Genomic DNA, 25,190 nt, shown 5'->3' with positions numbered 1-25,190 from the left:
CCGGTGCGGTGCCCCGGACGGAGTGGAGGCAGGAGTGCGGTCACAGGCGCGCGACGCGGAGCTGCCCGTGTACGAGAGCGGGCTCTCGCGGCGGACCCTGCGCAACGAGACGCTGTTGGTGCTGGCGCTGTCGCTGGGGGCGAGCGCGCTGTCCGCGCTGATCAACTTTGTGGGCTCGGTGACCCGGCCCGGTGGGCTGAAGGACCAGGCCGCCACGCTCAACGCCTCCGAGGCTCCGGGGCGGCCCTGGCTCGACCTCGCCTGGCAGCTCTTCGGGATCACCACCGCTCTGGTCCCGGTCGTGCTGGTGGCCCATCTGCTGCTGCGGGAGGGTATGGGGCTGCGCGCGATCGGCTTCGACCGGACCCGGCCGCGTTTTGATCTGGGCTGGGGAGCGGTGGTCGCCGCCGGTATCGGCGGCACCGGGCTGCTGCTCTACCTGGGCGCGCGGGCCGCCGGGGGCAATCTGACGGTGGTGCCCGAGGCGCTGCCCGATGTCTGGTGGAAGATCCCGGTCCTGATCGCCTCCGCGGCGCAGAACGCCGTGCTGGAGGAGGTGATCGTGGTCGGCTATCTGCTGCGCAGGCTCGGGCAGTTGGGGTGGACCCCGATGGCCGCACTGCTGGCCAGTTCGGTGCTGCGCGGCTCGTACCACCTCTACCAGGGGATCGGCGGCTTCTTCGGCAATATGGCGATGGGCGTGATCTTCGTCCTGCTCTACCGCCGGTGGGGGCGGGTCGGGCCGCTGGTGGCCGCCCATGCGCTGATCGACATCGTGGCGTTCGTCGGCTACGCGCTGCTGGCGGGCCGGGTGGACTGGCTGCCCACCGCCTGACCCGCCCCCCATCGGGGCACAGCGCAGGCCGGACGGTGGGCGGGGGCTCAGACCAGCAGTTCCCCGTCGATGACCGTGACCGCGCCGCCGGTCAGCAGGGTGCGGTCACCGCGCAGCGCGGTACGCACCAGTCCGGTACGGGCGGACGCCTGGAGGCCGGTGAGCTCGGTGCGGCCGAGCCGGGCGGACCAGAAGGGGGCGAGCGCGGTGTGCGCGCTGCCGGTCACCGGGTCCTCGTCGATACCGACGGCCGGTGCGAAGACCCGTGAGACGAAGTCGTAGCCGCGGGACGGGTCCTCGGCCGGCGCGGTCACGATCACGGCCCGTCCGGCCAGATGGGCCAGCGGCGCCAGATCGGGTGTGAGGGCGCGCACCGTCTTCTCGTCGGCCACCTCCACCAGGATGTCGCCGACGTGCGGTCCGGTGTCCCGGGCGGAGAGCACCTTCACCCCGAGCGCGTCGGCCAGGGCGCCCGGCACCTGCATGTCGGTCAGTTCGGCCGTCGGGAAGTCCAGGGTGATGGTGTCGCTGTCCTCGGCGGTCGCGGACAGCACCCCGCTGAGCGTGGCAAAGCGGACGGTGCCGGTCGCGGTGCCTGTGGTGCGCAGGATGTGGGCGGTGGCGAGGGTGGCGTGACCGCACATGCTGACCTCGGTGGTCGGCGTGAACCAGCGCAGCGCCCAGTCGGCCTCGGCCGCCTCGGGCAGGGGGCGGGCGAACGCGGTCTCGGACAGGTTGACCTCGGCGGCGATCCGCTGGAGCCGGTCGTCGTCCGGGAAGGCGTCCGTGTCGAAGAGCATGACTCCCGCCGGGTTCCCGGCGAAGGGGCGGTCGGTGAACGCGTCGACGATTCGTATGCGCATGCCTCGACCGTAGGCGGCCTCCGACGGTGTTGACCATGGCCAATTCTCGCGGTGTGGCCCGGCCGGGCTATATCGGGGGCTTGTCGTTCGATCGGTTCCGATATATCGTCGAAGCATCGTGATGGATCGACGACGAAAGGAGCGTCACGATGCGTTCCCCAGGACACCGACATGGACACTGCGGACCCGGCCACCGGGGCCGGGGCGACGGCGAGGAGCGGCGCGCGGCCTTCGGCCCGTTCGGACCCCCCTTCGGCGGGCCTCCGTTCGGGGGCCGCGGCCGGGGTGGGCCCGGCGGCAGGGGCTCACGGGGCCGGGCGCGGCGCGGCGATGTGCGCGCCTCGATCCTCGCCCTGCTCAAGGACCGCCCGATGCACGGCTACGAGATGATCCAGGAGATCGCCGAGCGCAGCGAAGGGGCGTGGAAGCCGAGCCCCGGTTCGGTCTACCCGACCCTTCAGCTGCTGGAGGACGAAGGGCTCATCAGTAGCGAGAGCGAGGGCGGCAAGAAGCTGTTCGCGCTCACCGAGGAGGGTCGTACCGAGGCCGATGCCGGAGCGCAGGCCCCCTGGGAGGAGGCCGGTCGCGGCATCGACTGGGAGGCGATGCAGGAGATCCGGCAGGCCGGGTTCGGTCTGATGGAGGCGTTCGGGCAGGTCTGGAAGACCGGTACGCCCGAGCAGCGCAAGAAGGCCATCGCCGTTATCAACGAGTCGCGCAAGCGGATGTATCTGATCCTCGCCGAGCAGGACGACGAGAGCGGCGAGAGCGGCGAGGGCGGCGACGGCGCCGCGAGCGGTGAGCGCTGATGCCGTAGGGGGGCACGGCACGGAAAGGGCGGGGGCCGGGGCCGATGGGCTTCGGCCCCCGTCTGCGACCGGCGGGCCTCAGCCGACGAGTGCGCCCAGCCTGCGCAGTGACTCCTCGAGCGCGCTGGTCGCCGACTCCTTGAGTTTCGCGGCCATCAGGGACACCGCGCCCCCGGTGAACTGCCCGTCGATCCGGACCGTCGTGGCATCGCCGTCCGGGGTGAGTGTGTAGCGCATCCCGAGATTGACCCCCATCGGGCCCTTGCCCCGGGTGGCCAGCAGCCGGGCCGGTTCACAGTGCTCCACGGTCCAGTTCACCTCGGCGGGAAAGCCCATGAGCTTCATGTTCTCCGAGTAGGTCGTCGCCGTATCGACACGTTCGGGGTAGCCCTGGGGGAAGCCGGTGTGGGTGGCGTTCCAGTCCCCGTACGAGGAGGGGTCCGTGAGGGTGGCCCAGATCCGCTCGGCCGGTGCTTCGATACGTGCCTGCGCGCTGACCTCGGCCATGGGGGGATCCCTTCCGTGGGCGGTACGGCAGCTACGCCGGGCGCCGTGGCTCGGGCGCCCCGGCGGCATCGCGCACCGTAGTCCCGGGGGCCTCAACCCTCAAGCCTGATGGAGCGTCAGATCCGGACGTCCTGGCGGCGGAGGCCGAGCGGCGCGGCGGCAGCGGGAGCCGGCGCCGTGCGGGCGGGCGCTCCAGCAGCCGGTCGACATGGTGGCGGCGCAGCCCGCGCCCCGGTTCGACCGGTACCAGCAGCTGATCCCGGCGCCAGCGGGAGCGGCGCACCAGCCGCTCGGGCATGACGTCGTCCACCCAGGCGAACGGGCGGCCCGCCGCATGCCGCAGGATCGGCGCCCACTTCCGGCCGGTCAGCAACTCCAGGATGGGCAGCTTGGGGTCGCCCGGCTGTTCCTGGTAGCCGCTGAACTCGACGACCGGCAGCGGTGGCAGTGCAAGAAGTGGCGCGATATGGCGGTTGGCCTCGTGCTCCCAGGTGGTCGCCCACACCAGTTCATAGCGCTCCGACAGCTCGCGCAGCCAGTCGGCGTGGGTTGCCGAGAGCAGCACGGTGAAGTCGAGGATGGTGTACGCGGTGAACCCCTCGGCGGGCAGCACCGGGTTGAGCACACCGTCGATGTCCAGGAACAACAGCGGCCGGTCGGTCATCGGACTCCTTTGCTGCGGCGTCGCGTGGCGGAAAGGCGCGGTTGCCAGTGAGGGACGTCCGGTGGAGGGGCGGCGGTTGCAGTGCCCCGCACGCCGTTGTCATCGAACCCCTCCTCCCCGAGGAGGAGATCCGGCCATCGGCACCCAACTACGGTGGGATGCGCACATGCTTCCCGACGAGGATGCTCCGACCCCATCGGGACTGATGGGGTGAGAGGGTGCGAAGTCGTACCCTTTCCACCGGCGCGGCCGCCGCCGGATTCGAGGACCGGCTCGGCGGGTGCCTGACCGCCGTGGTCGCGGGTGCCCGCAGACGTGCGTTCCGCGACGGGGACAAGCACATCGACACCGCCCATCTGCTGCACTCCCTGGTGGAGTCGGACCCATGGGTGCAGGACGCGTGTCCGGGCGGCCCGCCGCAGGTGGTGCGACTGCTCGGCTATCTGGTGCAGCGCACCATCGGCTACGGCCTCCGGTGGAGCGGCGCGGTCGAGGAGTCCGGCGCGGGGCCGGTGGTGGTGGCGGGGGTGCGGGACGGCGATGGTGCGCCGGCGGCGTCCGGGGGACGGAACCTTTTCGGGTTGCACGGCTGGGCCGCGCCCGGCTGGTCACCGGCCGCGGCGGTCGCACTGGAGGCGGCCGTCCGGCGGGCCGCGGCCCGCGGCGCGGCGTACGCCGACGGCCCCGATCTGTTCGCCGCGCTGCTCCGCGACCGGGGCTGCCGGGCCGTGGAGGTGCTGCGCCGGGCGGGGGTCGATGTGGAGGCCCTGGTCATGACCGTGGACGGAGAGATCTGCCAGCAGTCAACGGGATGACGGTCCTGACCAGAGCTGACATGATGTCCCGGTGCACATATCGCAAGGTCAGAGTGGACGTCAGGAACGGAACGCGGCGCTGGGGCTCGCCCTGGCATCGGCTCTCGCGTTCGGCGGATCGGGGGTCGCCGCCAAGCCGCTGATCGAGGCGGGGCTCGAACCCCTCCAGGTCACCTGGTTGCGGGTGATGGGCGCGGCCCTCGTCATGCTGCCCGTGGCCTGGCACCACCGCCGTCTGCTCACCCGGCGCCCCGCCCTGCTGGTCGGGTTCGGACTGCTGGCCGTCGCGGGTGTGCAGGCGTGCTTCTTCGCCGCGCTCTCGCGCATTCCCGTCGGCGTCGCGCTGCTCGTCGAATACCTCGCGCCCGCCCTGGTGCTGGGGTGGGTCCGGTTCGTCCAGCGGCGTCCGGTCAGCCGGGCCGCGGCCGTCGGTGTGGTGCTGGCGGTCAGCGGACTCGCCTGTGTGGTGGAGGTGTGGTCCGGGCTGAGCTTCGACGCCGTCGGGCTGCTGCTCGCCCTCGGCGCGGCCTGCTGCCAGGTCGGCTACTTCGTCCTCTCCGACCACGGCAGCGACGGCCAGGACCAGGCCGACCCTCTGGGTGTCATCGCCTACGGCCTCCTCATCGGCGCCGCGACGCTGACCGTCGTGGGCCGCCCCTGGCAGATGGACTGGTCGGTACTGACCGGCCGGGCCGACCTGGGCGGCGCCCGGGTGCCCGCGATACTGCTGCTCGCCTGGATCGTGCTGGTCGCCACGGTCGTCGCCTATCTCACCGGCGTGCTCTCGGTACGCCGCCTCTCCCCGCAGGTGGCCGGGGTGGTCGCCTGTCTGGAGGCGGTCATCGCGACCGTGCTCGCCTGGGTGCTGCTGGACGAACACCTTGGGCCCGTCCAGGTCGTGGGCGGTGTGGTGGTGCTGGCGGGCGCGCTGATCGCGCAGACTTCGGCGCCGAAGGCGGCGTCCGGTGAGCCGGTCGCGGCGTCCGGCGCACTACCGGAACCGGCCCCGGCGGAGGCCGACCGGCAGCTGTCCGCGGAGGACCCGACCCCGCGCTGAGGGGTTCGGCCTCCGCCGTCCGCGATGGGGTCGACGTGGGGGCCATGGTCACCGCGCGCCGGCGGCGGTGGTCCAGCACCGCCGGCGTCACCGGGGGCGGCGCGCCGGGTGAGCCTGGCGGCGGTGCGCCGACGCGCCGACTCCGGTGTGCGGCCACACCACCAGCCGCAGCTCGGCCTTCTCCTCCGGGTCGTCCACGATGTGTGCGGTGCAGTGCAGTTGGACGGCGGCGGAGAAGCTGGTCGGCGTGGAGTGCTCGGGCGGCACCCCGCCGGGCGCCTGCCACGGGGCGGGGATGAAGGCGTCGTCGACGACACTGAGCAGCACCGCCGGGTTCGCCTCCAGGGCGGGCCACAGCGGATCGGGGCGGGCGAGGTGGGCGGCCACCTCACCGCGCCCGCGTCGTGGGCGAAGTCTTTCCCGGACCGGTCAGTGCCGGGTGAGATAGCCGGGCACGGGTGTGCCGGGCGCCAGGTCGTCGGCGGGCACCGGCGCGCCGTAGGTGCGGGCGACGGGCAGCACACCGCTCCAGTAGGGGAGTGCCATGTCCTCGGGGTCGTCGTTGGGCCCGCCGGAGCGGATCTTGGCGGAGACCTCGGCGAGGTCGAGGCGCAGTACGGCGGTGGCGGCCAGCTCCTTGGCGTTGGCGCGTCGGGAGTCTGCGGCGCGGCCGGGCAGTACGTGGTCCACCAGCGCGTCGAGGGCGGCGGCGCGCTCGACCGGGTCGAGGACCGGGCGGGCGGTGCCGTGCACCACCACCGAGCGGTAGTTGACGGAGTGGTGGAACGCCGAGCGGGCCAGCACCAGGCCGTCCACATGGGTCACGGTGAGACACACCTCCAGCCCCGGCTCCTCGCCGCCGGGCCGCTCGGCGGCCGCGGTGCGCAGCGGACGGGAGCCGGTCGAGCCGTGGACGTAGAGGCTCTCACCGACCCGTCCGTAGAGGGTCGGCAGCACGACGGGCGCGCCGTCGCGTATGAAGCCCAGGTGGCAGAGATAGCCCTCGTCGAGGATCGCGTGCACCACCTCGCGGTCATACGAGGCGCGTTCGCGGGCGCGGGTCGGCACGGTCCGGTCGGTGGCCGCGTAGGCGTCCGGAGAGGCGGTCGCGGTCATTTGCGTCCTCCATTGTACTAGTGCAAAATAGGTTTTGTGCTAGGAGAATATCCGATCGAGGGTCGGCGCGCAGCCGAGATCGCGGCCAGTGTGGAGCGCGCGGTCGGTGCCGGTGAGCTGCGACCGGGCCAACTTCTCCCGCCGCTACGGGAGTTGGCGGAGCGGCTGGGGGTCAATCCCAACACCGTCGCGGCCGCCTATCGTGTGCTGCGCGACCGGGGCGTGATCGAGACGGCGGGCCGCCGGGGAAGCCGGGTGCGCCCGCGCCCGGCCAGCACGCCCCGTGAGTGGATCCGGGTCGAGGCCGCGGACGCGCGCGACCTGGGCGCGGGCAACCCCGACCCCGCGCTGCTGCCCCCGCTCGGCGAGGCGCTCGCGGCGGCCGCGGCGCGCGCCGCCGAGCGTCCGACGCTCTACGGCGCGCCGGATGTCGCCCCCGGACTCGCCGAACTGGCCCGTGCCGCCCTCGACGCCGACGGCGTACCGAGTGGGCCCGTCGCCGTCACCTCCGGCTCGCTCGACGCCATCGAGCGGGTGCTCACCGCGCATCTGAGGCCCGGTGACGCGGTCGCGGTCGAGGACCCCGGCTGGGGCAGTCTGCTGGACATCATCCCGGCGCTCGGACTGCGCGCCGTCCCCGTCGGGGTCGACGACGACGGACCGCTGCCCGAACTGGTCGAGCGGGCGCTGCGCCAGGGGGCGCGGGCGCTGGTCGTCACCGACCGGGCGCAGAATCCGACCGGCGCGGCGATCGGTGCCGCGCGCGCCCGTGAGCTGCGGGACGTCCTCGCCGGTCACCCCCAGGTGCTGCTGATCGAGGACGACCACGGCCACGGCATCGTGGATCTGCCGCTGCACCCCCTCGCGGGCGGCACCGAGCACTGGGTGCTGGTCCGTTCCACCGCCAAGGCGTACGGCCCCGATCTGCGGCTCGCCGTGCTGACCGGTGACGGCGTCACCCTGGACCGGGTGCGCGGCCGTCAGCGGCTGGGCCCCGGCTGGGTCAGCCATCTGCTCCAGGAGACGGTGGTCGAGCTGTGGCGCAGTGGTGCGGTGGATCCCAGGGCGGTCGCGGCCTCGTACGGCGAGCGGCGCGGAGCGCTGGTGCGGGCCCTGCGGGAGCGGGGGATCGCCGCCCACGGCCGCAGCGGGATGAATGTGTGGGCGCCGGTCGCCGACGAGACCGGAGCGGTGGCCCGGCTGCTCCAGGCGGGCTGGGCGGTCGCACCCGGCGCGCGCTTCCGGGTGGCATCGCCGCAAGGGGTGCGGCTGACGGTCTCGGCGCTGCGTGTGCGGGACATCGGTCCCGTCGCGGACGCGCTGGCGGCGGCGACGGGACCGGCCCCGGCGGGGCGCTTCGACTGAGCGGGCGGCGGCACGGCCACCGGGTTCACGCCTTCGCGGCCGTCGCGGTCTTCGGGCGCGGCTCACGCGGTCCCCGTGGTCCGCGTGGTCCCCGCGGCCCGCTCTGGGTCAGCGCGGCGCCCGCGAGTACCACCAGCGCGCCCACCGGCGTGTTCCAGCTGAGGTGCTCACCGAGGATCGCCACACCGGCGGCGGTCGCGATCACCGGGACGAAGTACGTCACCATCATGGCGGTCGTCGGGCCGACCTCCTCCACCAGGCCGTACTGGATCAGGAACGCCACCCCGGTGCCCAGCGCGCCGAGGGCGAGCACCGACAGCAGCGGCAGCGCGGGGAACGAGCCGGGCGTCGGCGCGAACACCGGTGCCACCACGGCGAGTTGCACCGTGCCCAGCAGCAACTGGGTGCCGGACATCGACAGATGGGAGGCGCCGGTGCCGCTCAGCGTGCGCCGGACGTACTGCCAGCCCACCGCGTAGCTCGCGGAGGCGACGAGCGCCAGGACGGTGCCCAGTGGGTCCTGCCCGGAGAAGCCCTGCCAGGCGCCGAGTACGATCAAGACGCCGATGAAGCCGAGGCCCAGGCCCGCGACCCGTCGGCGGGTCGGCCGGTCGTCGGAGACCACCGCCACGGCGAGCAGCATGGCCCACAGGGGCGATGCCGCGTTGCAGATGCCCGCCAGGGTCGAGGGGATGGTCAGCTCGGCGTAGGCGAACAGTGAGAACGGAAGGGCGTTGAGAAAGAAGGCGGACACCGCCAGATGCCCCCACACCCGCGCCCCGCGCGGCAGCCGCTCCCGCTTCACCGCCAGGACCGCGAACAGCACGGCCGTGCCGAACAGCATCCGCCCCAGCGTGACGTAGAGCGGTGCGAACGCCTCGTTGCCGACCTTGATGAACAGAAAGCTGAAGCCCCAGATAAGGGAGAGCAGCCCGAACCGGATCCGCCAGTCGAGCAGCGGTCGGCGCGGAGCGGGGGAGGCGTCCGGGACCACCGGGGCGGGGGCGGTCGTCGGGGCGGGAGCTGTGGTCATGGCAACACTGTGAGGCGCATGAACCTCTTAGAACAAGCGAGATTTCATACCAGGCATCGCGTAGGATTGCTTATATGTTGAACCTGGATCGCCTACGGACCCTCCACGCCGTGGCCCGCCACGGCTCCGTGAGCGGCGCGGCCGAAGGGCTGCACGTCACCACCTCCGCCGTCTCCCAGCAGCTGTCGAAGCTGGAGCGGGAGACCGGGCAGCAGCTCCTCGCCAAGAACGGCCGCGGAGTGCGCCTCACCGACGCCGGAAGGCTGCTCTCCGACCATGCGGCCCGCATCCTCTCCCAGGTGGAGCTGGCTCAGTCGGACCTCGAGGCACAGCGCGGACACGCGGTGGGCGAGCTGCTGCTCGGCGCCTTCCCCACCGCCGTCCGCGGCCTCTTCCCCGAGGCGCTGGCCCGGATGCGCACCGAGCACCCCCAGCTGCGCGCCCGGTTGCAGGAGATGGAGCCGGACGAGTCGGTGCCCGCGGTGGTGCGGGGCGACATCGACGTCGCGGTGGTCCTGGACTGGTACAACAAGCCGCTGCCGATGCCCGACGGGCTGGTGAAGGCACCGCTGATGGACGACCCGGTGGATGTGGCGATGCCCGCGGACCACCCCTTCGCCGACCGGTTCGCGGTCGAGCCGGAGGACTTCGTCGAGGACGAGTGGATCTCCTGGCCGCAGGGCGGGTTCTGCTACGACTGGCTGATGGTGACCCTGCGCAGCAAGGGCATCGAGCCCCGGGTCCGGCACACCGCGCGGGAGCACCACACCCAGCTCGCGCTGATCGCCGCCGGGCTCGGGGTCGCCGTGGTGCCGCGGCTGGGCCGTGGCCCGGTGCCGCCGGGGGTGCGGATGGTGCCGGTCAGCCCGCCCACGATGCTCCGGCACATCTACGCGATCTGGCGTACCGACGCCGATCGGCGGCCCTCGATCCGCGCGGCCGTAGAGGTGCTGCGTTCGGTGGGGGAGAAGATCGGCGACTGACCGCGCGGCGGGCGCTCACCCTCCGCCGTCCGGCCGGTCCCCGGGGAGCTTGCGGAAGTCCCAGGAGGCGATCGTGTCCGGGATCAGCCGCAGCCAGGCGTGGCGGCCGTCGTACGGCATGGCGTCCAGCCCGAAGTACTTCGCGGCGAACAGCCGCTCCGGCGTGTCGAGTTCAGGACACGGCGCGCCGGAGCGCGGGGCCTCGCCCACGGCCACCGCCTCCCCGGACAGCTCCGCGCCGCGCAGCTCGCCGTACTCGTGTCCGTCGTCGACGACCACGGCGATCCGCGGCTCGCGGCTTGCGTGGGCCCAGCGGCGGCTGCGGGTGAGTGAGTACAGCCACAGCGCGGTGCCGTCCCAGCCGAACCACAGCGGGCTCACATGCGGCCGCCCGTCCGCGCCCACCGTCGCCACCCGGCACACGCGCTGCTCGGCGAGGAAGGTGTCCAGCTCGTCCCGGGTCATCATGATGCGGCGGCCCCGCCGCTGGGTGACGGCCATGCCTTCCGGCACCTCCCTGGCTGAAGTGGTGCGCCACAGGATGGAGGCTCTTCCTTCCACAGGCAAGGGCCGCTAGCCTCCCGCGCCGTGACCCCACCCCCATCCGAACCACCCCGAACAGCAGCCGGGTTGGCCGATCTCCTGGCACCCGCGCGCTGCGTACTGCTGACCGTTGAATGCCAGCGCGGTGTGGTGGGCCCGGACAGCGCGCTGCCCGAACTGGCCGCCGTGGCACGGGATTCCGGAGCGCTCGGGCGTGTCGCCCGGCTGGTGTCGGCCGCCCACGACACGGGCGTGCAGGTGCTGCACGCGGTGGCCGAGCGGCGCGCCGACGGACGGGGCGCGAGCCGTAACGCACGGCTGTTCCGGGCCGCCGAGCGGATGCCCGTCCAGCAGCTCACCGGGAGCGACGCGGTGCGCGTCGCCGAACCGGTCCCGGTCGCGGCCGAGGATCTGGTGGTACGGCGGCTGCACGGACTGTCGCCGATCGCCGGGACCGAAGTGGACGCGCTGCTGCGCAATCTGGGCTGCCGCACCCTGGTCATCTGCGGGGTGTCGGCCAACGTCGCCATTCCCAACGCCGTCTTCGACGCGGTCAACCTGGGCTATACGGCGGTGGTGCCCGAGGACGCGATCGCCGGGGTGCCCGCCTCGTACACCCCGGCGATGGTCCGCAACACCCTCTCCCTCGTCGCCGCCGTCACCACGGCCGACGAGGTGATCTCGAGCTGGGGCGGGTGAGCCGTCAAGCCATCCAGATGGCGCTTCCCTGTACCTTGATCTGCGCGCCGGGCAGCGGCTTGGTGGCCGGACCGCCCTTCACACTGCCGTCGGTGATGTCGAACCTGCTCTGGTGGCACGGGCAGTTGATGGTGCCGCCGGTCACATCGCCGACCGAGCAGCCCGCATGGGTGCAGACCGAGGAGAACGCCTTGAACTCACCGGCCTTGGGCTGGGTCACCACCACCTTGTGGTCCTTGAAGACCCTGCCCCCGCCCTCGGGGATCTGAGAGGTCTTGGCCAGCTCCATCCCCCCGCCTCCGCCGGAGTCGCCGGCCCCACCGGAGGCGCTGCCTCCGCCGGAGTCGCCCGCTCCGCCGCTGTCACCGGCGCCGGACTGGCCGCCCTGCGACGGCTGTCCGGAGCCCGCGTCCTGAACACTGCCCCCGCCCTGCTTGCCCGACCCGCTGTCGTCGCTGCCGCACGCGGTGAGCGCGGCGGCGAGTCCGGCGGCTCCGGCGGCGGAGACGACGGCACGACGGGTGGAACCCCGCCCGGTGATGGCCGGCTGCGTCATGGTGGTGCCTCCCTGTCATGGGGACGATTCGCCCTTTCATACGGAAAGGGCGGTCCCTTTGTTCAGAGGGCGCTCGAGACGCGCGCGGACGGCACCCGGACGGCGCTCAGACCGCGAGCGCCTTCCGGAGGAAGTCCAGCTGGAAGCGGAGGAGGTTTTCGGTGACCGCCTCGTCCGTCGGCAGATGGGTCGAGGAGGGCAGCGGCAGCACGGTGTGCGGACGCCCGGCGGCGAGCAGCTCCGCGGAGAACCGCAGCATATGGGCGGGGGCCACATTGTCGTCAGCGAGCCCGTGGATCAGCAGCAGCGGGCGGCGCAGCTTGTGGGCGTGGCCCAGCAGGGAGTTGCGCGTGTAGTTCTCCGGCTCCTCGTCCGGGTGGCCGAGGAACCGCTCCTCCCAGTGCGTGTCGTACAGCCGCCGGTCGGTCGGCGCGGCGCCCGCGACGGCGGCGTGCACGATGTCCGGATGGTGCAGTACGGCCGCCGCGGCCAGCGCGCCGCCGAAGGACCAGCCGCGCATCGCGACCCGCCCGAGATCCAGGTCCGGACAGTGCCGGGTGGCCGCGCGCAGCGCGTCGAACTGGTCCTGGAGCACCGGGCCGAACCGGTCGCCCCGGATCGCCTTCTCCCACGCCGGACCGCGCCCCGGAGTGCCGCGGCCATCGGTGACCAGCACCGCGAAGCCGTGCTCGGCGAACCACTGCGACACACACGCCCACCAGCCGCGGGCGCGCACCGCCTGCTGGACCCCCGCCCCGGCGTACGGATCGAGCAGCACCGGCAGCTTCCCCCCGCCCGGTTCGTACCAGGACGGCAGATACAGCGCGGCGCGCAGGGCGCGCTCACCGAGCCGCAGATGCCGCGGGGCGACCGTGAGCTCCGGCTCCTCGGCGAGCGAGGCGATCCGGCCGTCGGGCGTGCCGTTCCGCAGCACGGTCACCGACCCGCCGTCGGGGGTGAGGCTCGCCAGCACCGTCGTCGGCCCGCCCGCCGCGCCGTGGTGCACCCCCGGCTCCTGGCTGAGCCGGACGAAGCCCGCGCCCGGTGCGTACGACCACACATGGCACTCGGACGGCTCCTCGCTCGCGGTGAACAGCACCCGCTCCCCGTCCACCCCCAGCACCTCGTGCACCTGGAGGTCCGGCGGGGACAGCGCCTCGCCGATCCGCACGCCCCGCGTGTCGTCCCGCTCCGCCACCCCGACCGACACGCCGGAGGCGGTACGGGCCGGGGTGCCGGGCACCAGATGCACCCACGCCGGATCGTGCCGCTCGTCCAGGAGCCGGGTCGCCCCGGTGGCGGGGTCCACCGCCAGGGTGCGCACCGTGCGCTGGTCCCGGCTCTGCACGGTGACCATCGGACCGTGGGCGTCCCAGCGCGCGTCGACGACGTACTCGAACGCCGCGCGGTCCCAGTCGACCTCGGTCCGCCGTCCGCCGACCGTCACCAGATGCAGCGACACCTCGGCGTTGGCCGTGCCCGCCGCCGGATAGCGCAGCGCGCGCGGCTTCCGGGACGGGTCCGACGGATCGGTGAGATAGCGGATCCCCACCGCTCTCGGATCGGTCCGGGCGACGAGCAGGGCGCTGCCGTCCGGAGCCCACCAGTGGCCGCGCAGCCGCCCGATGGACTCGGCGGAGACGTAGTCGGACAGCCCGTACGTCACCTCGGGCTCCTCCGGTACGGCCAGCGGGCGGTCCCCGGAGCCGTCGAGGCCGACGACGTGCAGCGCGCCGCCCGTCACATAGGCGATCAGCCGTCCGTCGGGGGAGGGGCGGGGATCGGTCACCGGGCCCGCCGCCGTCACCGGGAACGGCGCGCCGCCGTCGGTGCGCACCGCCCACAGCGCGCCGCCCAACGCGAACACCGCGACCCGCAGTTCACGGTCGGCCGCATAGCCGACCACACCCTCGGAGAGCTCCCGGGCCCGCTCCCGCCGGGCCCGTTCGGCCGCCGGGACCGCGCCGCCGCCCGCCAGCCGCCGTGGATCCGCCAGCAGCCGCTCCTTCCCGTCCGGGCCGTCGCCGCCGGTCTCGTACAGCCACAGCAGGCTGATCGGATCGGTGCCGCCACCGGTGCGGACGAACAGGACGCGCTCCCCGTCCGGCGAGACACTGAACTGCCGTGGCACACCGAGGGCGAAGCGGCGGGTGCGGGCCAGCCGGCGCGGAAAGCCGTGTACGGCGGCGGAGACTCGGGAGGCATCCATGCGGGGGACTATGCCATGCCCGAAAACCCGTTGCGTCCCTTAAGTAGCCTGGGGAAATGCTTCCTGAAGTCACCGCCGTCCGCTATGTCACGCCCTTGCGTGAGGGCGGGTCGCTCCCCGGCATCGTCGAGGCCGACGATCTCGGCACCTATGTCATGAAGTTCACCGGCGCGGGGCAGGGCCGCAAGACCCTCGTCGCCGAGGTCGTCTGCGGTCAGCTGGGCCGCCGCCTGGGCTTGCGCGTCCCGGACCTGGTGCGGATCCAGCTGGACCCGGTGATCGGGCTGAGCGAACCGGACCAGGAGGTGCAGGAGCTGCTCAAGGCCAGCGGCGGGCTCAACCTGGGCATGGACTACCTTCCCGGTTCGCTCGGCTTCGACCCGCTGGCCTTCGCGGTGGGCTCGGCCGAGGCGGGACACGTGGTGTGGTTCGACGCGCTCATCGGCAATGTGGACCGGTCCTGGCGCAACCCCAACCTGCTGGTCTGGCACGGCAGGCTGTGGCTCATCGACCACGGCGCCACCATGATCTGGCACCACAGCTGGCGCGGTCTCGAGGCGGCCGCGGCCAAGCCCTACGACGCCTCCGATCACGCCCTGGCCCCGTTCGCGCCGGATGTCGCCGCGGCCGCCGAGGCGCTGGCCCCGCGGATCACCGAAGAGCTGCTCACCGAGGTGGTGGCCGACATCCCCGACGAATGGCTGGTCGACGAGCCCGGTTTCGACGGCCCCGCCGCGGTGCGCCGCGCCTATGTCGAGGTGCTGCTCGAGCGCGCCGCGACCGTGGGCGAGAAGATCACCGTTGGCGAACGCGCCGGGAAGGGGCCCTCCCAGGCCCCGGACTGGCTGCGGGTGTGGGTCGACGGAAAGGCGGGCACGTGAGCGGGCTGCACAACGGCCGGGATGTCTTCGAGTACGCGGTGGTGCGGGTGGTACCCCGGGTCGAGCGCGGTGAGCTGATCAACGCGGGGGTGGTCGTCTACTGCCGCGCGCGGTCCTTCGTCACCGCCCGGATCCATCTGGACGAGGCCCGGCTGCTGGCGCTCGACCCCTCGGCGGACGTGGCGGGGGTACGGGCCGCGCTGGGCGCCGTGGAGGGCGTGTGCAGCGGGGGAGAGCGGGCCGGGCAGGCGGCGGGCGACGACGCGGGACGGCGGTTCCGCTGGCTGGTGGCCCCGCGTTCCACGGTCGTCCAGCCGGGCCCGGTGCACACCGGTCTGACGACGGACCCGGAGGCGGAGGCGGAGCGGCTGCTCGAGCTGCTGGTGCGCTGAGCGGCGCACCGGTCCGCCCGGAGGTGAGCGAGCGCATCCAAGGGGGTCGTTGACAGGCGGGGGCGGTCCTCATAGCGTCTCGTCTGCTGAAGCGACTAAGCGGTTGCTCACCGCCGGGACGGGGTGGTGAGCCGCTACCGAGGCGAGGAGAACCCGCATGTCCACCACCGAGCAGCGCGTTGCCATCGTGACGGGCGCGGCCCGCGGCATCGGCGCGGCGACCGCCGTGCGTCTGGCCGAGGAGGGTCGCGCCGTCGCCGTGCTCGACCTCGACGAGGCGTCCTGCGCGGGCACCGTGGCGCAGATCACCAAGGCGGGCGGCACGGCCATCGCCGTGGGCTGCGACGTGTCCGACGCCGGGCAGGTGGAGTCGGCGGTCGGGCGGGTCGCCGAGGAGCTCGGCGCGCCGACGATCCTGGTCAACAACGCCGGGGTGCTCCGCGACAACCTGCTGTTCAAGATGAGCGACACCGACTGGGACACGGTCATGAACGTCCATCTGCGGGGCGCGTTCCTGATGTCGCGGGCCTGCCAGAAGCACATGGTGGACGCCGAGTTCGGCCGGATCGTCAACCTCTCCAGCAGCTCGGCGCTCGGCAACCGCGGCCAGGTCAACTACTCCGCCGCCAAGGCCGGTCTCCAGGGCTTCACCAAGACCCTCGCCATCGAGCTCGGCAAGTTCGGGGTCACCGCCAACGCCGTGGCGCCCGGTTTCATCGCCACCGACATGACCGCCGCCACCGCCGAGCGCGTCGGCATGGGCTTCGAGGACTTCCAGAAGGCCGCCGCGAGCCAGATCCCGGTGGCCCGGGTCGGACACCCGGAGGACATCGCCAACGCGATCGCCTTCTTCACCGGTGACGCCGCCGGATTCGTCTCCGGCCAGGTCCTGTACGTGGCCGGCGGCCCGCTCAACTGACGGGAGCCGTGGACCACATGACCGCAGAGATCAAGGACAGCGGCCGGGCGGCACTCGTCACCGGGGCCAGCCGCGGGATCGGATACGCCATCGCCGAGGCGCTGGTGGCGCGCGGGGACCGGGTGTGCATCACCGGCCGCAACGAGGACTCGCTCAAGGAGGCGGTGGAGCGGCTCGGCGCCGACCGGGTCATCGGCGTCCCCGGAAAGGCCCATGACGAGGCCCACCAGGCGGCGGCCGTCGAGCGTGCGATGGAGGCGTTCGGCCGGATCGACTACCTCGTCAACAACGCCGGGACCAACCCGGTCTACGGACCGCTGGCCGAACTCGACCTCGGGGTGATCCGCAAGGTCTTCGAGACCAACGTGGTCTCGGCGCTCGGCCTCGCCCAGCAGACCTGGAAGGCATGGCAGCGGGAGAACGGCGGCGCGATCGTCAACATAGCCTCGGTCGCCGGTCTTTCGCCCTCGCCGTTCGTCGCGGCGTACGGGGTGAGCAAGGCAGCCATGATCAACCTCACGGTGCAGCTCGCCCATGAGTTCGCGCCCGGCGTGCGGGTCAACTCGATCGCCCCCGCCGTGGTGAAGACCACGTTCGCCACCGCGCTCTACGAGGGGCGCGAGGAGCAGGTCACCGCCCAGTACCCGCTGGGACGGCTCGGGATGCCCGAGGACATCGGTGGCGCGGCCGCCTTCCTCACCTCCGACCAGGCGGCCTGGATCACCGGCCAGACACTGGTGGTGGACGGCGGGCTCTACCTCAACGCCGGAGCGGGCTGAGCGCGCGCCGGATCCGGCGGCCTCCCCGTGCCCGCCGGATCCGGCGCCCGCCGCGCGGTGGGCTCCCGGCCGCGCGGCGGCCGGGGCTCGACTCCGGATGAGGTGTTGTCAGTGTCCGCCGGTAGGTTCTGTGCCCGTAAACGGAACACCGACCGGAGGTTGTTGACGTGCCCTACGAGCTGCCCGAGTCCTGGCGCGGCGTCCTCGGCGAGGAGCTGGCGAAGCCCTACTTCAAGGAGCTCACCGAGTTCGTCGAGGAGGAGCGGGTCAGGGGCCCGGTCTACCCGCCGCGCGAGGAGGTCTTCGCCGCCCTGGAGGCCACCCCGTACGACCAGGTGAAGGTGCTGGTCCTCGGGCAGGACCCGTACCACGGCGAGGGCCAGGGGCACGGTCTGTGCTTCTCGGTGCGGCCCGGGGTGAAGACCCCGCCGTCGCTGCGGAACATCTACAAGGAGATGAAGGAGGAGCTGGGCCACCCCATCCCGGACAACGGCTATCTGATGCCGTGGGCCCGGCAGGGTGTGCTGCTGCTCAACGCGGTGCTGACGGTCCGCGCCGGTGAGGCCAACTCCCACAAGAGCAAGGGCTGGGAGAAGTTCACGGACGCGGTGATCCGCGCGGTGGCCTCCCGTCCCGACCCGGCCGTCTTCGTCCTGTGGGGCAACTACGCCCAGAAGAAGCTGCCGCTGATCGACGAGGAGCGCCATGTGGTGGTGAAGGGGGCGCACCCCTCCCCGCTGTCGGCGAAGAAGTTCTTCGGCTCGCGTCCCTTCACCCGGATCGACGAGGCGGTGACGGCCCAGGGGCACACCCCGATCGACTGGCGGATCCCCGACCTGGCCGCCCAGGGCTGAACCCGGTCAGTCCGCGAGCGCGTAGTCGAGGGTGTACCCGACCTCCTTGACGCCCTGCGGGGCGGTGAAGGAGCCCCGGCCGGTGAGCGTGACCAGCTCACCGCTGCCGGAGCCGGGCACCACCTCGAACGAGCAGTGCACGGTTCCGTCCTCGCCGAAGCTGCCGCGCTGCGCCAGGACAAAGCCGCCCCGGCGGCCGTCGAGCTCGCCGTCCACCAGCTCATGGCCGGTGAAGGAGCCGGTCTTGTCGGTGGTGTAGACGATCGAGTACTGGCATACGGTGTCCGGCGCGGTGATGGCGCCCGTCCAGCCGTTGGTGACCTGGGCTCGGGCGATCCTCGCACCGTCCGCGGCCTGCCCGGCCTCGGTCTCCTGCCAGTCGGCGAAGGTGAAGTGGCCGGTGGTGTGTGTGGTCATGACGGGTCCTTTCGGCGGGGCCTCGCCCCGTGGGTGGTGCGGGCTGTGACGACCACGATCTCCGCCGTACCTGACATCTTTTGTCAGGTACGGCGGCCACAATGGCAGCCATGCGCGCCGACCGTCTGCTCTCCCTGCTCCTGCTGCTCCAGCACCGGGGCCGGATGACCGCCCCGGAGATCGCGGTCGAGCTGGAGGTGTCGGTCCGCACCGTCTACCGCGATGTGGAGGCGCTGAGCGCCAGCGGGGTGCCCGTCTACGCCGACCGCGGCCCGGCCGGTGGCTACCGGCTGCTCGACGGCTATCGCACCCGGCTCACCGGTCTCACCGGTGACGAGGCCGACTCGCTCTTCCTGGCCGGGATGCCGGGCCCGGCCGCCGAACTGGGGCTGGGCGCCGACCTCGCCACCGCCCAGCTCAAGCTGCGCGCCGCGCTCCCGGCCGGTCTGGAGGAGCGGTCGCGCCGTATCCAGGAGCGGTTCCACCTCGACGCCCCCGGCTGGTTCCGGGACGCCGAACCGGTGCCCCACCTCGCCGCGGCCGCCGAGGCGGTATGGGAGCGGCGGGTGCTGCGGGTGCACTACCGGCGCTGGCGCGGTGAGGTGCGGCGCGATCTGCACGGCCTGGGCCTCGTCCTCAAGGGCGGCATCTGGTACCTGGTGGCACGGGTGGATGACAGCGTGCGCAGCTACCGGGTCTCGCGCATCCTGGACGCCGAGCTGCTGGACGAACACTTCGTGCGCCCGGCCGGATTCGATCTCGCGGCCCACTGGCAGGAGGTGTCGCGGCGGCTGGAGACGTCCCGCTTCGAGGGCGAGGCGGAACTGCTGCTGACCGAGCGCGGGCGGAAGCTGCTGCCGATGCAGTTCGGCGCGATCGGCGCGGTGGCGGCGGCCGGGGCGGGCCCGCCGGACGAGGAGGGACGGGCGCGGGTGACGCTTCCGGTGGAGTCGCTGCCCGTGGCCGTCCACGACATGCTGCGGCTGGGCACCGAGGCCGAGGTGCTGGGGCCGCCGGAGCTGCGGGAGGCGGTGGCGCGTGCCGTCACCGAACTGGCCCACCGCTATCAGCGGTCGGGCTGACCCCGCCGTACGCACGGCCGGCGCGTCGGCCACCCGGCCGGACCGCGACACACCGGCCGCGCCCGCACGGGCGGTTAGCGTCGAGGTGAGCACGTGAGCACCTGAGCGACTGGGGAGCGGAGGCCGCGATGACCGAAGCGCAGCGGACGGCGCCGGAGGGCGACGCCGTACTGACCCGGATCGCGCAGACGGTGATGCTCCACCGGGGCGGCGACCGGGAGGAGGCGCGCAACCGGTTCGCCCTGCTGTGGCAGGAGCTCGGACGGGACGGGCAGCCGTTCCACCGCTGTGCCCTCGCCCATTACATGGCCGACACCCAGGACGACCCGGCCGATGAGCTGATCTGGGACCTGCTGGCGCTCGCCGCCGCCGACGGACTGACCGGCGCGCGGGACCCCGACGGCGGGGCGGGGGAGCGGCGCCCCGGCACGGCCGAGGTGCGCGCCCTCTACCCCTCGCTCCACCTCAACCTCGCGGCCGACTATGTGAAGCTGGGCCGGGAGGACGCGGCACGCGGCCAGTTGGCCCTGGCGCGCGCCGGCGCCGACGTGCTCGGGGAGGATCCGCACGGCGACGGCGTACGGGCCGCGATCGCCCGGCTGACCCTGCGGCTGGAGGGGCCGGCCTGAGGCGGGCCGCCGGAGACCGTCCTCAGCGCCCCGCTGAAGGCCGGTGCGGTTCGGGTTGCGCCCCGAAGGGGCGCGGGGCTGTGTCGATGTGCGGCTCCACCGCGTGGGCGCGACCGGCCACGAGGCAGCCGCGGACGAACGACGGCACTTCGCGGCACTTCCCGTGGAGCGTTCAGTCGCCGGTCACCCCGTCGATCCGCTCGCGGAGGATATCGGCGTGGCCGTTGTGGCGGGCGTACTCCTCGATCATGTGCACATAGATCCAGCGCAGGTTGTAGTCGTGGCCGCCGGGGCCGGGGACGACCTCCTCCAGCGAACGGCCCTCCGCCGCCGTCCTGGCGCCGGCGATCTCCTCCCGCCAGATGGCGAAACACTCCTCCGCGGAGTTCCCGTCGGCGAAGTGGAACTCCCCGTCGGGGTCCTGCTCGCTGTACCAGATCGGCGGGATGTCCTCGCCGTTCAGCACCCGCCGGAACCAGTTGCGCTCCACCTCGGCCATATGCCTGACCAGTCCGAGCAGGGTCAGCTCGGACGGGGGCGCGGACGCCGCGCGCAGGGCCTTGTCGTCGAGCCCCTCGCACTTGAGGGCGAGCGTCGAGCGATGGAAGTCCAGCCAGGTCTCGAGCATGGTGCGCTCGTCGGCGACACGGGGCGGTACGGAACGTCCGGTTGATGTCATGGCGAGAATCATGACCTGGTGTTCTCCGTGCTGCCAGGTGTTATCGGCATCATGCCGCGCAGCAACTCCTCGAAGCCGGTCCGCAGTTCCGCGCGGCCGGGGACATCGGCGTGGTCCGCCCCCGCCGCGCAGCCGAACATCAGCCCCTCGCACCAGGCGGTCAACGAGCGGGCGTGGCGGCGTGGTTCGGTGGAGCCCGCCGACGCCAGCATGCCCTCCAGCAGCCGTCGGAAGCCGCGACCCGCCGCGTCGTAGTGCTCCCGCAGCTCCGGCCGCCGGGTCGCCTCGAGTGCCAGCTCGTAGCGGGCGATCAGCAGATCGCGCTGCATGGTCAGCGAGCGGTGCAGGGCGAGGGCGAGGGCGTCGGCCAGCGCCCCGAGCGGATCCGCCGCCGCTGCGTCGTCCGGGCCGTGCGCGCCATACGCGCCGTGCGCGTCGTCCGGGCCGCCGGACCACGGAGGCATCTCCTCGGGGATGAGCACCCGCGCCTCCCGCTCCGCGAGCCGCCGCACCGCCGCCTCCAGCAGCGCGGCGCGGGTGCGGGCGTGGTTGGAGGTCGAGCCCAGCGGCAGTCCGGCCGCCTCGTCCACCGCGCGGTGCGTCAGTCCCCGCATACCGCGCTCGGCCAGCAGCGCGAGTGCGGTGTCGGCGATCAGCTCGGCGCGGGACCTGGCGGGGGCGGCGGGTCGATCAGCGGTCATGGGGCCAACCTACCTCCCGTACTACAGGTGTAGTAGCTTGGGCATCACTACACCCGTAGTGTTCTGGAGGAGCCATGCACCACCCCCGTGCCGTCGTCATCGGCGCCGGAATCGGCGGCCTCACCGCCGCCGCGGCCCTGCACCGCCGTGGCTGGTCCGTCACCGTCCTGGAGCGTGCGGCCACCCTCGAACCGGTCGGCGCCGGGATCTCGCTCGCCCCCAACGCCCAGCGCGCCCTGGACACGCTCGGCCTCGGCGACGACATCCGCGCGCTCGCCGCCTGGCAGGGCGACGGCGGACTGCGCACCCCCGGCGGCCGCTGGCTCTCCCGGACCGACAGCGCCGCGATGGCCGTGCGGTTCGGCGGTCCGATGGTCCTCCTCCACCGGGCCACCCTCGTCGATCTGCTGGTCTCCCGGCTGCCCGAGGGTCGCGTACGCACCGGGACCGCCGCCCAGCTGGCCGACCCCGGCACTCCCGGCCGCCCCGCCCTGGTCAGCACCGGGGACGGCGTGCTGGAGGCCGAGCTCGTCATCGCGGCCGATGGTGTCCACTCGGACATCCGGCACACCCTCTTCCCCCGCCATCCCGGGCCCGAGTACGCCGGATTCACCGCCTGGCGCATGGTCATACCCGCGCCCGAGCGTGCCTTCGCACCCCATGAGACCTGGGGGAGGGGACGGCTGTGGGGCACCCAGCCGCTGAAGGACGGCCGGGTCTACGTCTACGCCGGAGCCGTCACCCCGCCCGACGGCCGTGCCCCGGACGACGAACGGGCCGAGCTGATCCGGCTGTTCGGCGACTGGCACCGGCCGGTCCCCGAGATCCTGGCGGCCGTCGCCCCGCACGACATCCTCCGCCATGACATCCGGCAGATGACCCATCCGCTGCCCGCCTACCACCGCGGCCGGGTCGCCCTGCTCGGCGACGCCGCCCACGCGATGGCCCCCACCATGGGGCAGGGCGGCAACCAGGCCATCGAGGACGCCGTGGTCCTCGCCCACCACCTCGCGCCCGACAGCGCGGACCCCTCGGCCTGCCTGGCCGCCTACACGGCCGACCGGCTGCCCCGCACCATGGACGTGGTGCGCCGCTCCGACCGCGCCGCGCGCATGATCACCCTGACCGGCGGGGCCGCCGTGGCGCTGCGCAACACCGCCCTCATCGCCGTCGGCAGGCTCCTGCCGCACCTGGCGCTGCGCGCCTTCGACGGCATCGCCGACTGGCGGCCTCCGGAGCCCGCGTATCCTTCGGGGGCAGGCGCGGGGACACATGCGGTGGCACACCGTTCCCGGCACGCGCGACCGGACGGCGGGACGGACCAGGAGGCACTGTGAGGGTCGGCTGCATCGGGCTCGGCGACATCGCACAGAAGGGCTACCTGCCCGTACTGATGGCCCGTCCCGGTATCGAACCGCATCTGCACACCCGCACCGCCGCCACCCTGGAGCGGGTCGGCGACGCCCACCGCGTACCCCAGGCCCAGCGCCACACCGACCTGGACACCCTCCTCGCGGCGGGCCTCGACGCGGCGTTCGTGCACGCCCCCACCGCCGCCCACGCCGATCTCGTGACCCGGCTGATCGAGGCCGGGGTGCCCACCTACGTCGACAAGCCCCTCGCCTACCACCTCGCCGACAGCGAGCGGGTGGTGCGGCTCGCCGAGGAGCGCGGGGTGAGCCTGATGGTGGGCTTCAACCGGCGCTACGCCCCCGGCTACGTCCAGTGCCTGGACCATCCGCGCGATCTGATCCTGATACAGAAGAACCGCGTCGGACTCGCCGAGGATCCGCGCACCCTGGTCCTGGACGACTTCATCCATGTCGTCGACACTCTGCGCTTCCTGGCACCAGGACCGGCCGACCACATCGACGTCCGGGCAAGGATCCGCGACGGGCTGATGCACCATGTGGTGCTCCAGCTGTCCGGCGACGGATTCACCGCGCTCGGGGTGATGAACCGGATGAGCGGTTCCACCGAAGAGGTTCTGGAGGTCTCCGGCCAGGACACCAAGCGCCAGGTGCACAACCTCGCCGAGGTCGTCGACCACAAGGGCCAGCCGAGTGTGCGCCGCCGCGGCGACTGGGTGTCGGTCGCCCGGCAGCGCGGTATCGAGCAGATCACCGACGCCTTCCTCGACGCCGTGCGTGGCGGACGCCTGCTCACCGCCGAAGACGCCCTGCGCACCCATGAGCTGTGCGAACGGGTCGTCAGGGACGCGGTGGAAGTCGCCGGCCCGACGTCCTCCTGAGCGCCCGCACCCCCTCGTACCCGCCGTAGACGAGCAGCGCGGCCAACGACCCGTACACGATCCACGGCCCGGTGCGGACGTACGGGCTGGTGCCCTGCCCCAGCGGCACCTGGTAGACCGTCGCCGCGCTCGCGTCGGTACCCATCCGGCCGCCCACCGGCTCACCGTGCGGCCCGAACACCGCGCTCACCCCGGTCAGCGTGGCATGCACCATCGGCCGCCAAGTCTCCGCGGCCCGCAGCGCGGCCAGCGAAGCGTGCTGCTCGGGTGCCCAGCTCTGCTGGAACGTCGAGGTGGCCGACTGCACCACCAGCACCTGGGCACCGTCCCGCACCAGGGAGCGGCTCATATCGGGGAACGCGGACTCGAAGCACACCAGCGGTCCGATCCGCAAGGCCTCCGGCAGCCGCATCACCACCTGTTCGGTGCCGCGCCTGCGGTCCTCCCCCGCGGCCTTGCCCACCGAGGTGGCCCAGCCCAGCAGCGGCCGCGCCGGGATGTACTCGCCGAACGGCACCAGCCGCATCTTGTCGTAGCGTTCGCCGGTGGGGCCCTCGGGGCCGATCAGCACCGAGCTCTTGTAGATGCCGGGCCGGTCGCTGCGCCGCGCGTCCACGTTCACCAGCAGATCGGCGTGCACCGCGCGGGAGAGCGCGGCCAGTTCGCGGCTCAGCTCCGGCCGCTGCCCCAGGTCCTTGCCGACACTGCTCTCGCCCCACACCACGAGGTCCACATCGCGTCCGACCACCTGCCGGGTCAGCTCCGCGCTCCGCTCGAAACGGGGCAGCGGACCGCGGATCACCCCCGGCTGCACCACCGCGATCCGCACCGTACCGGACTCCTTCGCCACCGGCCCCCAGGCCCACACCGCACCCGCCGCGGCCGCGCACGTGGTGATCCCGGCCACCGCCACGGTGCGCGCCCGCGGGACCGCGATCAGCACCGTCAGTGCCACATTCACCAGCACCAGCAGATAGCCGATCAGCCAGACCCCGCCCACCGAGGCCAGCCGCAGCGCGGCCGGGACCTGCCACTGGCTCGCGCCGAGCAGCCCCCACGGCCCGCCCAGGTACTCCCAGGACCGTACGAGCTCGACCATCAGCCACGCCGCCGGCACCAGCACCAGCGCCGCCGCCACCCGGCCGGGACCCGGCCGCCCGTGCAGCAGCCGGTGCGTCAGCCAGCCCCACGGTGCCCACAACAGCCCCAGCAACGCGGCCAGCACCACGATGAACACATGCAGACTCGGCATCAGCCAGTGGTGCACCGCGAGCAGAAAGCCCGCCCCGCCCAGCCAGCCGTCCAGCAGTGCCCGGCGGCCGGTGGGGCCTGAGCGGACCAGCAGCAGCCACGGCACCAGCGCGGCGTACGCCAGCCACCACAGCGACGGCTCGGGGAACGCGAGCGCGGGCAGCGCCCCCGCCGCCACGGCCATCCCGCCGCGCCACCACCGCGAGGCGAGCCGACGCTTCCACCGGTCCCCGCCGTCGACCGACCACCGCACCCCGGACGCCCCCCTCTTCATGGACTTCCTCCTGGCAGAGGACCAGGC

Annotated in this window: 28 protein-coding genes and 1 pseudogene; 16 read left to right on the top strand and 13 right to left on the bottom strand. The window is 73.0% G+C overall.

Translation table 11 applies throughout. From position 1 onward, the window contains the following. Positions 1–34 precede the first annotated feature (34 nt). The gene (locus tag JK363_RS29470; RefSeq protein WP_201879506.1) at positions 35–835 is read left to right on the top strand and encodes a CPBP family intramembrane glutamic endopeptidase; all 801 of its coding nucleotides are present in this window, start codon (positions 35–37) and stop codon (positions 833–835) included. A 47-nt stretch (positions 836–882) separates the two neighbouring features. On the opposite strand, the gene JK363_RS29465 is transcribed toward JK363_RS29470, so the two are convergent. Next, entirely contained in the window at positions 883–1,698 is an 816-nt protein-coding gene (locus tag JK363_RS29465) for a PhzF family phenazine biosynthesis protein (protein WP_201879504.1), read from the bottom strand. A gap of 149 nt (positions 1,699–1,847) precedes the next feature. Between JK363_RS29465 and JK363_RS29460 the strand changes: the two genes are divergently transcribed. Beyond that, a complete protein-coding gene (locus tag JK363_RS29460) occupies positions 1,848–2,507 on the top strand; it encodes a PadR family transcriptional regulator (RefSeq protein WP_201879502.1) in 660 nt (219 codons plus the stop codon). A gap of 78 nt (positions 2,508–2,585) precedes the next feature. On the opposite strand, the gene JK363_RS29455 is transcribed toward JK363_RS29460, so the two are convergent. Both JK363_RS29455 and JK363_RS29450 read right to left on the bottom strand, forming a co-directional pair. Continuing rightward, on the bottom strand, positions 2,586–3,014 hold the full coding sequence (locus tag JK363_RS29455; protein WP_201879500.1) for a type II toxin-antitoxin system Rv0910 family toxin: 429 nt from the start codon (positions 3,012–3,014) through the stop codon (positions 2,586–2,588). A 31-nt stretch (positions 3,015–3,045) separates the two neighbouring features. Beyond that, positions 3,046–3,678 carry an HAD domain-containing protein gene (locus tag JK363_RS29450; protein ID WP_201879498.1) on the bottom strand — a complete coding sequence of 211 codons (633 nt, stop codon included), beginning with the start codon at positions 3,676–3,678 and terminating at the stop codon, positions 3,046–3,048. Between the two features lie 218 nt (positions 3,679–3,896). Between JK363_RS29450 and JK363_RS29445 the strand changes: the two genes are divergently transcribed. Further along, on the top strand, positions 3,897–4,493 hold the full coding sequence (locus JK363_RS29445) for a Clp protease N-terminal domain-containing protein (protein WP_201879496.1): 597 nt from the start codon (positions 3,897–3,899) through the stop codon (positions 4,491–4,493). A gap of 31 nt (positions 4,494–4,524) precedes the next feature. Continuing rightward, complete coding sequence (locus JK363_RS29440) at positions 4,525–5,550, top strand: EamA family transporter (protein WP_201879494.1); 1,026 nt, start codon at positions 4,525–4,527, stop codon at positions 5,548–5,550. 168 nt (positions 5,551–5,718) lie between these two features. Here the strand turns inward: JK363_RS29440 and JK363_RS29435 are convergent. Both JK363_RS29435 and JK363_RS29430 read right to left on the bottom strand, forming a co-directional pair. Further along, positions 5,719–5,946: pseudogene (locus JK363_RS29435) on the bottom strand (FMN-binding negative transcriptional regulator); the annotation flags it as partial. A gap of 33 nt (positions 5,947–5,979) precedes the next feature. Further along, positions 5,980–6,666, bottom strand: a complete 687-nt coding sequence (locus JK363_RS29430; RefSeq protein ID WP_201879490.1) for a pyridoxamine 5'-phosphate oxidase family protein — start codon at positions 6,664–6,666, stop codon at positions 5,980–5,982. 36 nt (positions 6,667–6,702) lie between these two features. On the opposite strand from JK363_RS29430, the gene JK363_RS29425 reads away from it, so the two are divergent. Further along, complete coding sequence (locus JK363_RS29425) at positions 6,703–8,031, top strand: aminotransferase class I/II-fold pyridoxal phosphate-dependent enzyme (RefSeq protein ID WP_201879488.1); 1,329 nt, start codon at positions 6,703–6,705, stop codon at positions 8,029–8,031. 25 nt (positions 8,032–8,056) lie between these two features. Here the strand turns inward: JK363_RS29425 and JK363_RS29420 are convergent, their stop codons facing one another. After that, positions 8,057–9,064, bottom strand: coding sequence for a DMT family transporter (locus tag JK363_RS29420; protein WP_201879485.1), 1,008 nt, complete (start codon positions 9,062–9,064; stop codon positions 8,057–8,059). A 74-nt stretch (positions 9,065–9,138) separates the two neighbouring features. On the opposite strand from JK363_RS29420, the gene JK363_RS29415 reads away from it, so the two are divergent. Next, complete coding sequence (locus JK363_RS29415) at positions 9,139–10,047, top strand: LysR family transcriptional regulator (RefSeq protein WP_201879483.1); 909 nt, start codon at positions 9,139–9,141, stop codon at positions 10,045–10,047. 15 nt (positions 10,048–10,062) lie between these two features. On the opposite strand, the gene JK363_RS29410 is transcribed toward JK363_RS29415, so the two are convergent. After that, a complete protein-coding gene (locus JK363_RS29410; protein ID WP_201879481.1) occupies positions 10,063–10,548 on the bottom strand; it encodes a pyridoxamine 5'-phosphate oxidase family protein in 486 nt (161 codons plus the stop codon). An 87-nt stretch (positions 10,549–10,635) separates the two neighbouring features. Here JK363_RS29410 and JK363_RS29405 point away from each other — a divergent pair, with 87 nt between their 5' ends. Then, positions 10,636–11,289 carry an isochorismatase family protein gene (locus tag JK363_RS29405; RefSeq protein ID WP_201879480.1) on the top strand — a complete coding sequence of 218 codons (654 nt, stop codon included), beginning with the start codon at positions 10,636–10,638 and terminating at the stop codon, positions 11,287–11,289. 4 nt (positions 11,290–11,293) lie between these two features. Here the strand turns inward: JK363_RS29405 and JK363_RS29400 are convergent, their stop codons facing one another. Together JK363_RS29400 and JK363_RS29395 are read right to left on the bottom strand one after the other, a co-directional pair. Then, on the bottom strand, positions 11,294–11,845 hold the full coding sequence (locus JK363_RS29400) for a Rieske (2Fe-2S) protein (protein ID WP_201879478.1): 552 nt from the start codon (positions 11,843–11,845) through the stop codon (positions 11,294–11,296). A 106-nt stretch (positions 11,846–11,951) separates the two neighbouring features. After that, the gene (locus JK363_RS29395; RefSeq protein ID WP_201879476.1) at positions 11,952–14,054 is read right to left on the bottom strand and encodes a prolyl oligopeptidase family serine peptidase; all 2,103 of its coding nucleotides are present in this window, start codon (positions 14,052–14,054) and stop codon (positions 11,952–11,954) included. Positions 14,055–14,110: 56 nt separating this feature from the next. Here JK363_RS29395 and JK363_RS29390 point away from each other — a divergent pair, with 56 nt between their 5' ends. The 5 genes from JK363_RS29390 (at position 14,111) to ung (ending at position 17,879) form a co-directional block, all read left to right on the top strand. Continuing rightward, on the top strand, positions 14,111–14,935 hold the full coding sequence (locus JK363_RS29390) for a HipA family kinase (RefSeq protein WP_201879474.1): 825 nt from the start codon (positions 14,111–14,113) through the stop codon (positions 14,933–14,935). Next, positions 14,932–15,327, top strand: a complete 396-nt coding sequence (locus tag JK363_RS29385) for a DUF3037 domain-containing protein (protein ID WP_201879472.1) — start codon at positions 14,932–14,934, stop codon at positions 15,325–15,327. The genes JK363_RS29390 and JK363_RS29385 overlap by 4 nt, the downstream gene beginning before the upstream one ends. A gap of 157 nt (positions 15,328–15,484) precedes the next feature. Then, positions 15,485–16,246: a 3-oxoacyl-ACP reductase FabG gene (gene fabG / locus JK363_RS29380; RefSeq protein ID WP_201879470.1), complete on the top strand. Its 762-nt coding sequence runs from the start codon at positions 15,485–15,487 to the stop codon at positions 16,244–16,246. 17 nt (positions 16,247–16,263) lie between these two features. Beyond that, positions 16,264–17,025: an SDR family oxidoreductase gene (locus tag JK363_RS29375; protein ID WP_201879468.1), complete on the top strand. Its 762-nt coding sequence runs from the start codon at positions 16,264–16,266 to the stop codon at positions 17,023–17,025. Between the two features lie 167 nt (positions 17,026–17,192). Beyond that, positions 17,193–17,879: a uracil-DNA glycosylase gene (gene ung / locus JK363_RS29370; protein WP_201879466.1), complete on the top strand. Its 687-nt coding sequence runs from the start codon at positions 17,193–17,195 to the stop codon at positions 17,877–17,879. Between the two features lie 6 nt (positions 17,880–17,885). Here ung and JK363_RS29365 read toward each other — a convergent pair whose 3' ends face one another. Continuing rightward, entirely contained in the window at positions 17,886–18,296 is a 411-nt protein-coding gene (locus JK363_RS29365; RefSeq protein ID WP_201879464.1) for a DUF3224 domain-containing protein, read from the bottom strand. Between the two features lie 110 nt (positions 18,297–18,406). Here JK363_RS29365 and JK363_RS29360 point away from each other — a divergent pair, with 110 nt between their 5' ends. Beyond that, positions 18,407–19,378, top strand: coding sequence for a helix-turn-helix transcriptional regulator (locus tag JK363_RS29360; protein WP_504752318.1), 972 nt, complete (start codon positions 18,407–18,409; stop codon positions 19,376–19,378). A gap of 128 nt (positions 19,379–19,506) precedes the next feature. After that, positions 19,507–20,007, top strand: coding sequence for a hypothetical protein (locus tag JK363_RS29355; RefSeq protein WP_201879460.1), 501 nt, complete (start codon positions 19,507–19,509; stop codon positions 20,005–20,007). A gap of 172 nt (positions 20,008–20,179) precedes the next feature. Here the strand turns inward: JK363_RS29355 and JK363_RS29350 are convergent, their stop codons facing one another. Beyond that, on the bottom strand, positions 20,180–20,686 hold the full coding sequence (locus JK363_RS29350; RefSeq protein ID WP_201879458.1) for a DinB family protein: 507 nt from the start codon (positions 20,684–20,686) through the stop codon (positions 20,180–20,182). A gap of 8 nt (positions 20,687–20,694) precedes the next feature. Continuing rightward, a complete protein-coding gene (locus tag JK363_RS29345) occupies positions 20,695–21,387 on the bottom strand; it encodes a TetR/AcrR family transcriptional regulator (RefSeq protein WP_201879456.1) in 693 nt (230 codons plus the stop codon). A gap of 74 nt (positions 21,388–21,461) precedes the next feature. Between JK363_RS29345 and JK363_RS29340 the strand changes: the two genes are divergently transcribed. Both JK363_RS29340 and JK363_RS29335 read left to right on the top strand, forming a co-directional pair. Next, entirely contained in the window at positions 21,462–22,724 is a 1,263-nt protein-coding gene (locus tag JK363_RS29340) for an FAD-dependent monooxygenase (RefSeq protein WP_201879451.1), read from the top strand. Further along, on the top strand, positions 22,721–23,638 hold the full coding sequence (locus JK363_RS29335; protein ID WP_201879449.1) for a Gfo/Idh/MocA family protein: 918 nt from the start codon (positions 22,721–22,723) through the stop codon (positions 23,636–23,638). Before JK363_RS29340 ends, JK363_RS29335 begins: the two co-directional genes overlap by 4 nt. Here the strand turns inward: JK363_RS29335 and lnt are convergent. Then, complete coding sequence (gene lnt / locus JK363_RS29330) at positions 23,598–25,163, bottom strand: apolipoprotein N-acyltransferase (RefSeq protein ID WP_201879447.1); 1,566 nt, start codon at positions 25,161–25,163, stop codon at positions 23,598–23,600. The two genes, JK363_RS29335 and lnt, sit on opposite strands and share 41 nt — an antisense overlap. Positions 25,164–25,190 lie beyond the last annotated feature (27 nt).

Source organism: Streptomyces coffeae, from assembly GCF_016741875.1.
Taxonomy (GTDB): Bacteria; Actinomycetota; Actinomycetes; order Streptomycetales; family Streptomycetaceae; genus Streptomyces; species Streptomyces coffeae.
This window is presented reverse-complemented; position numbering and strand designations above follow the sequence as displayed.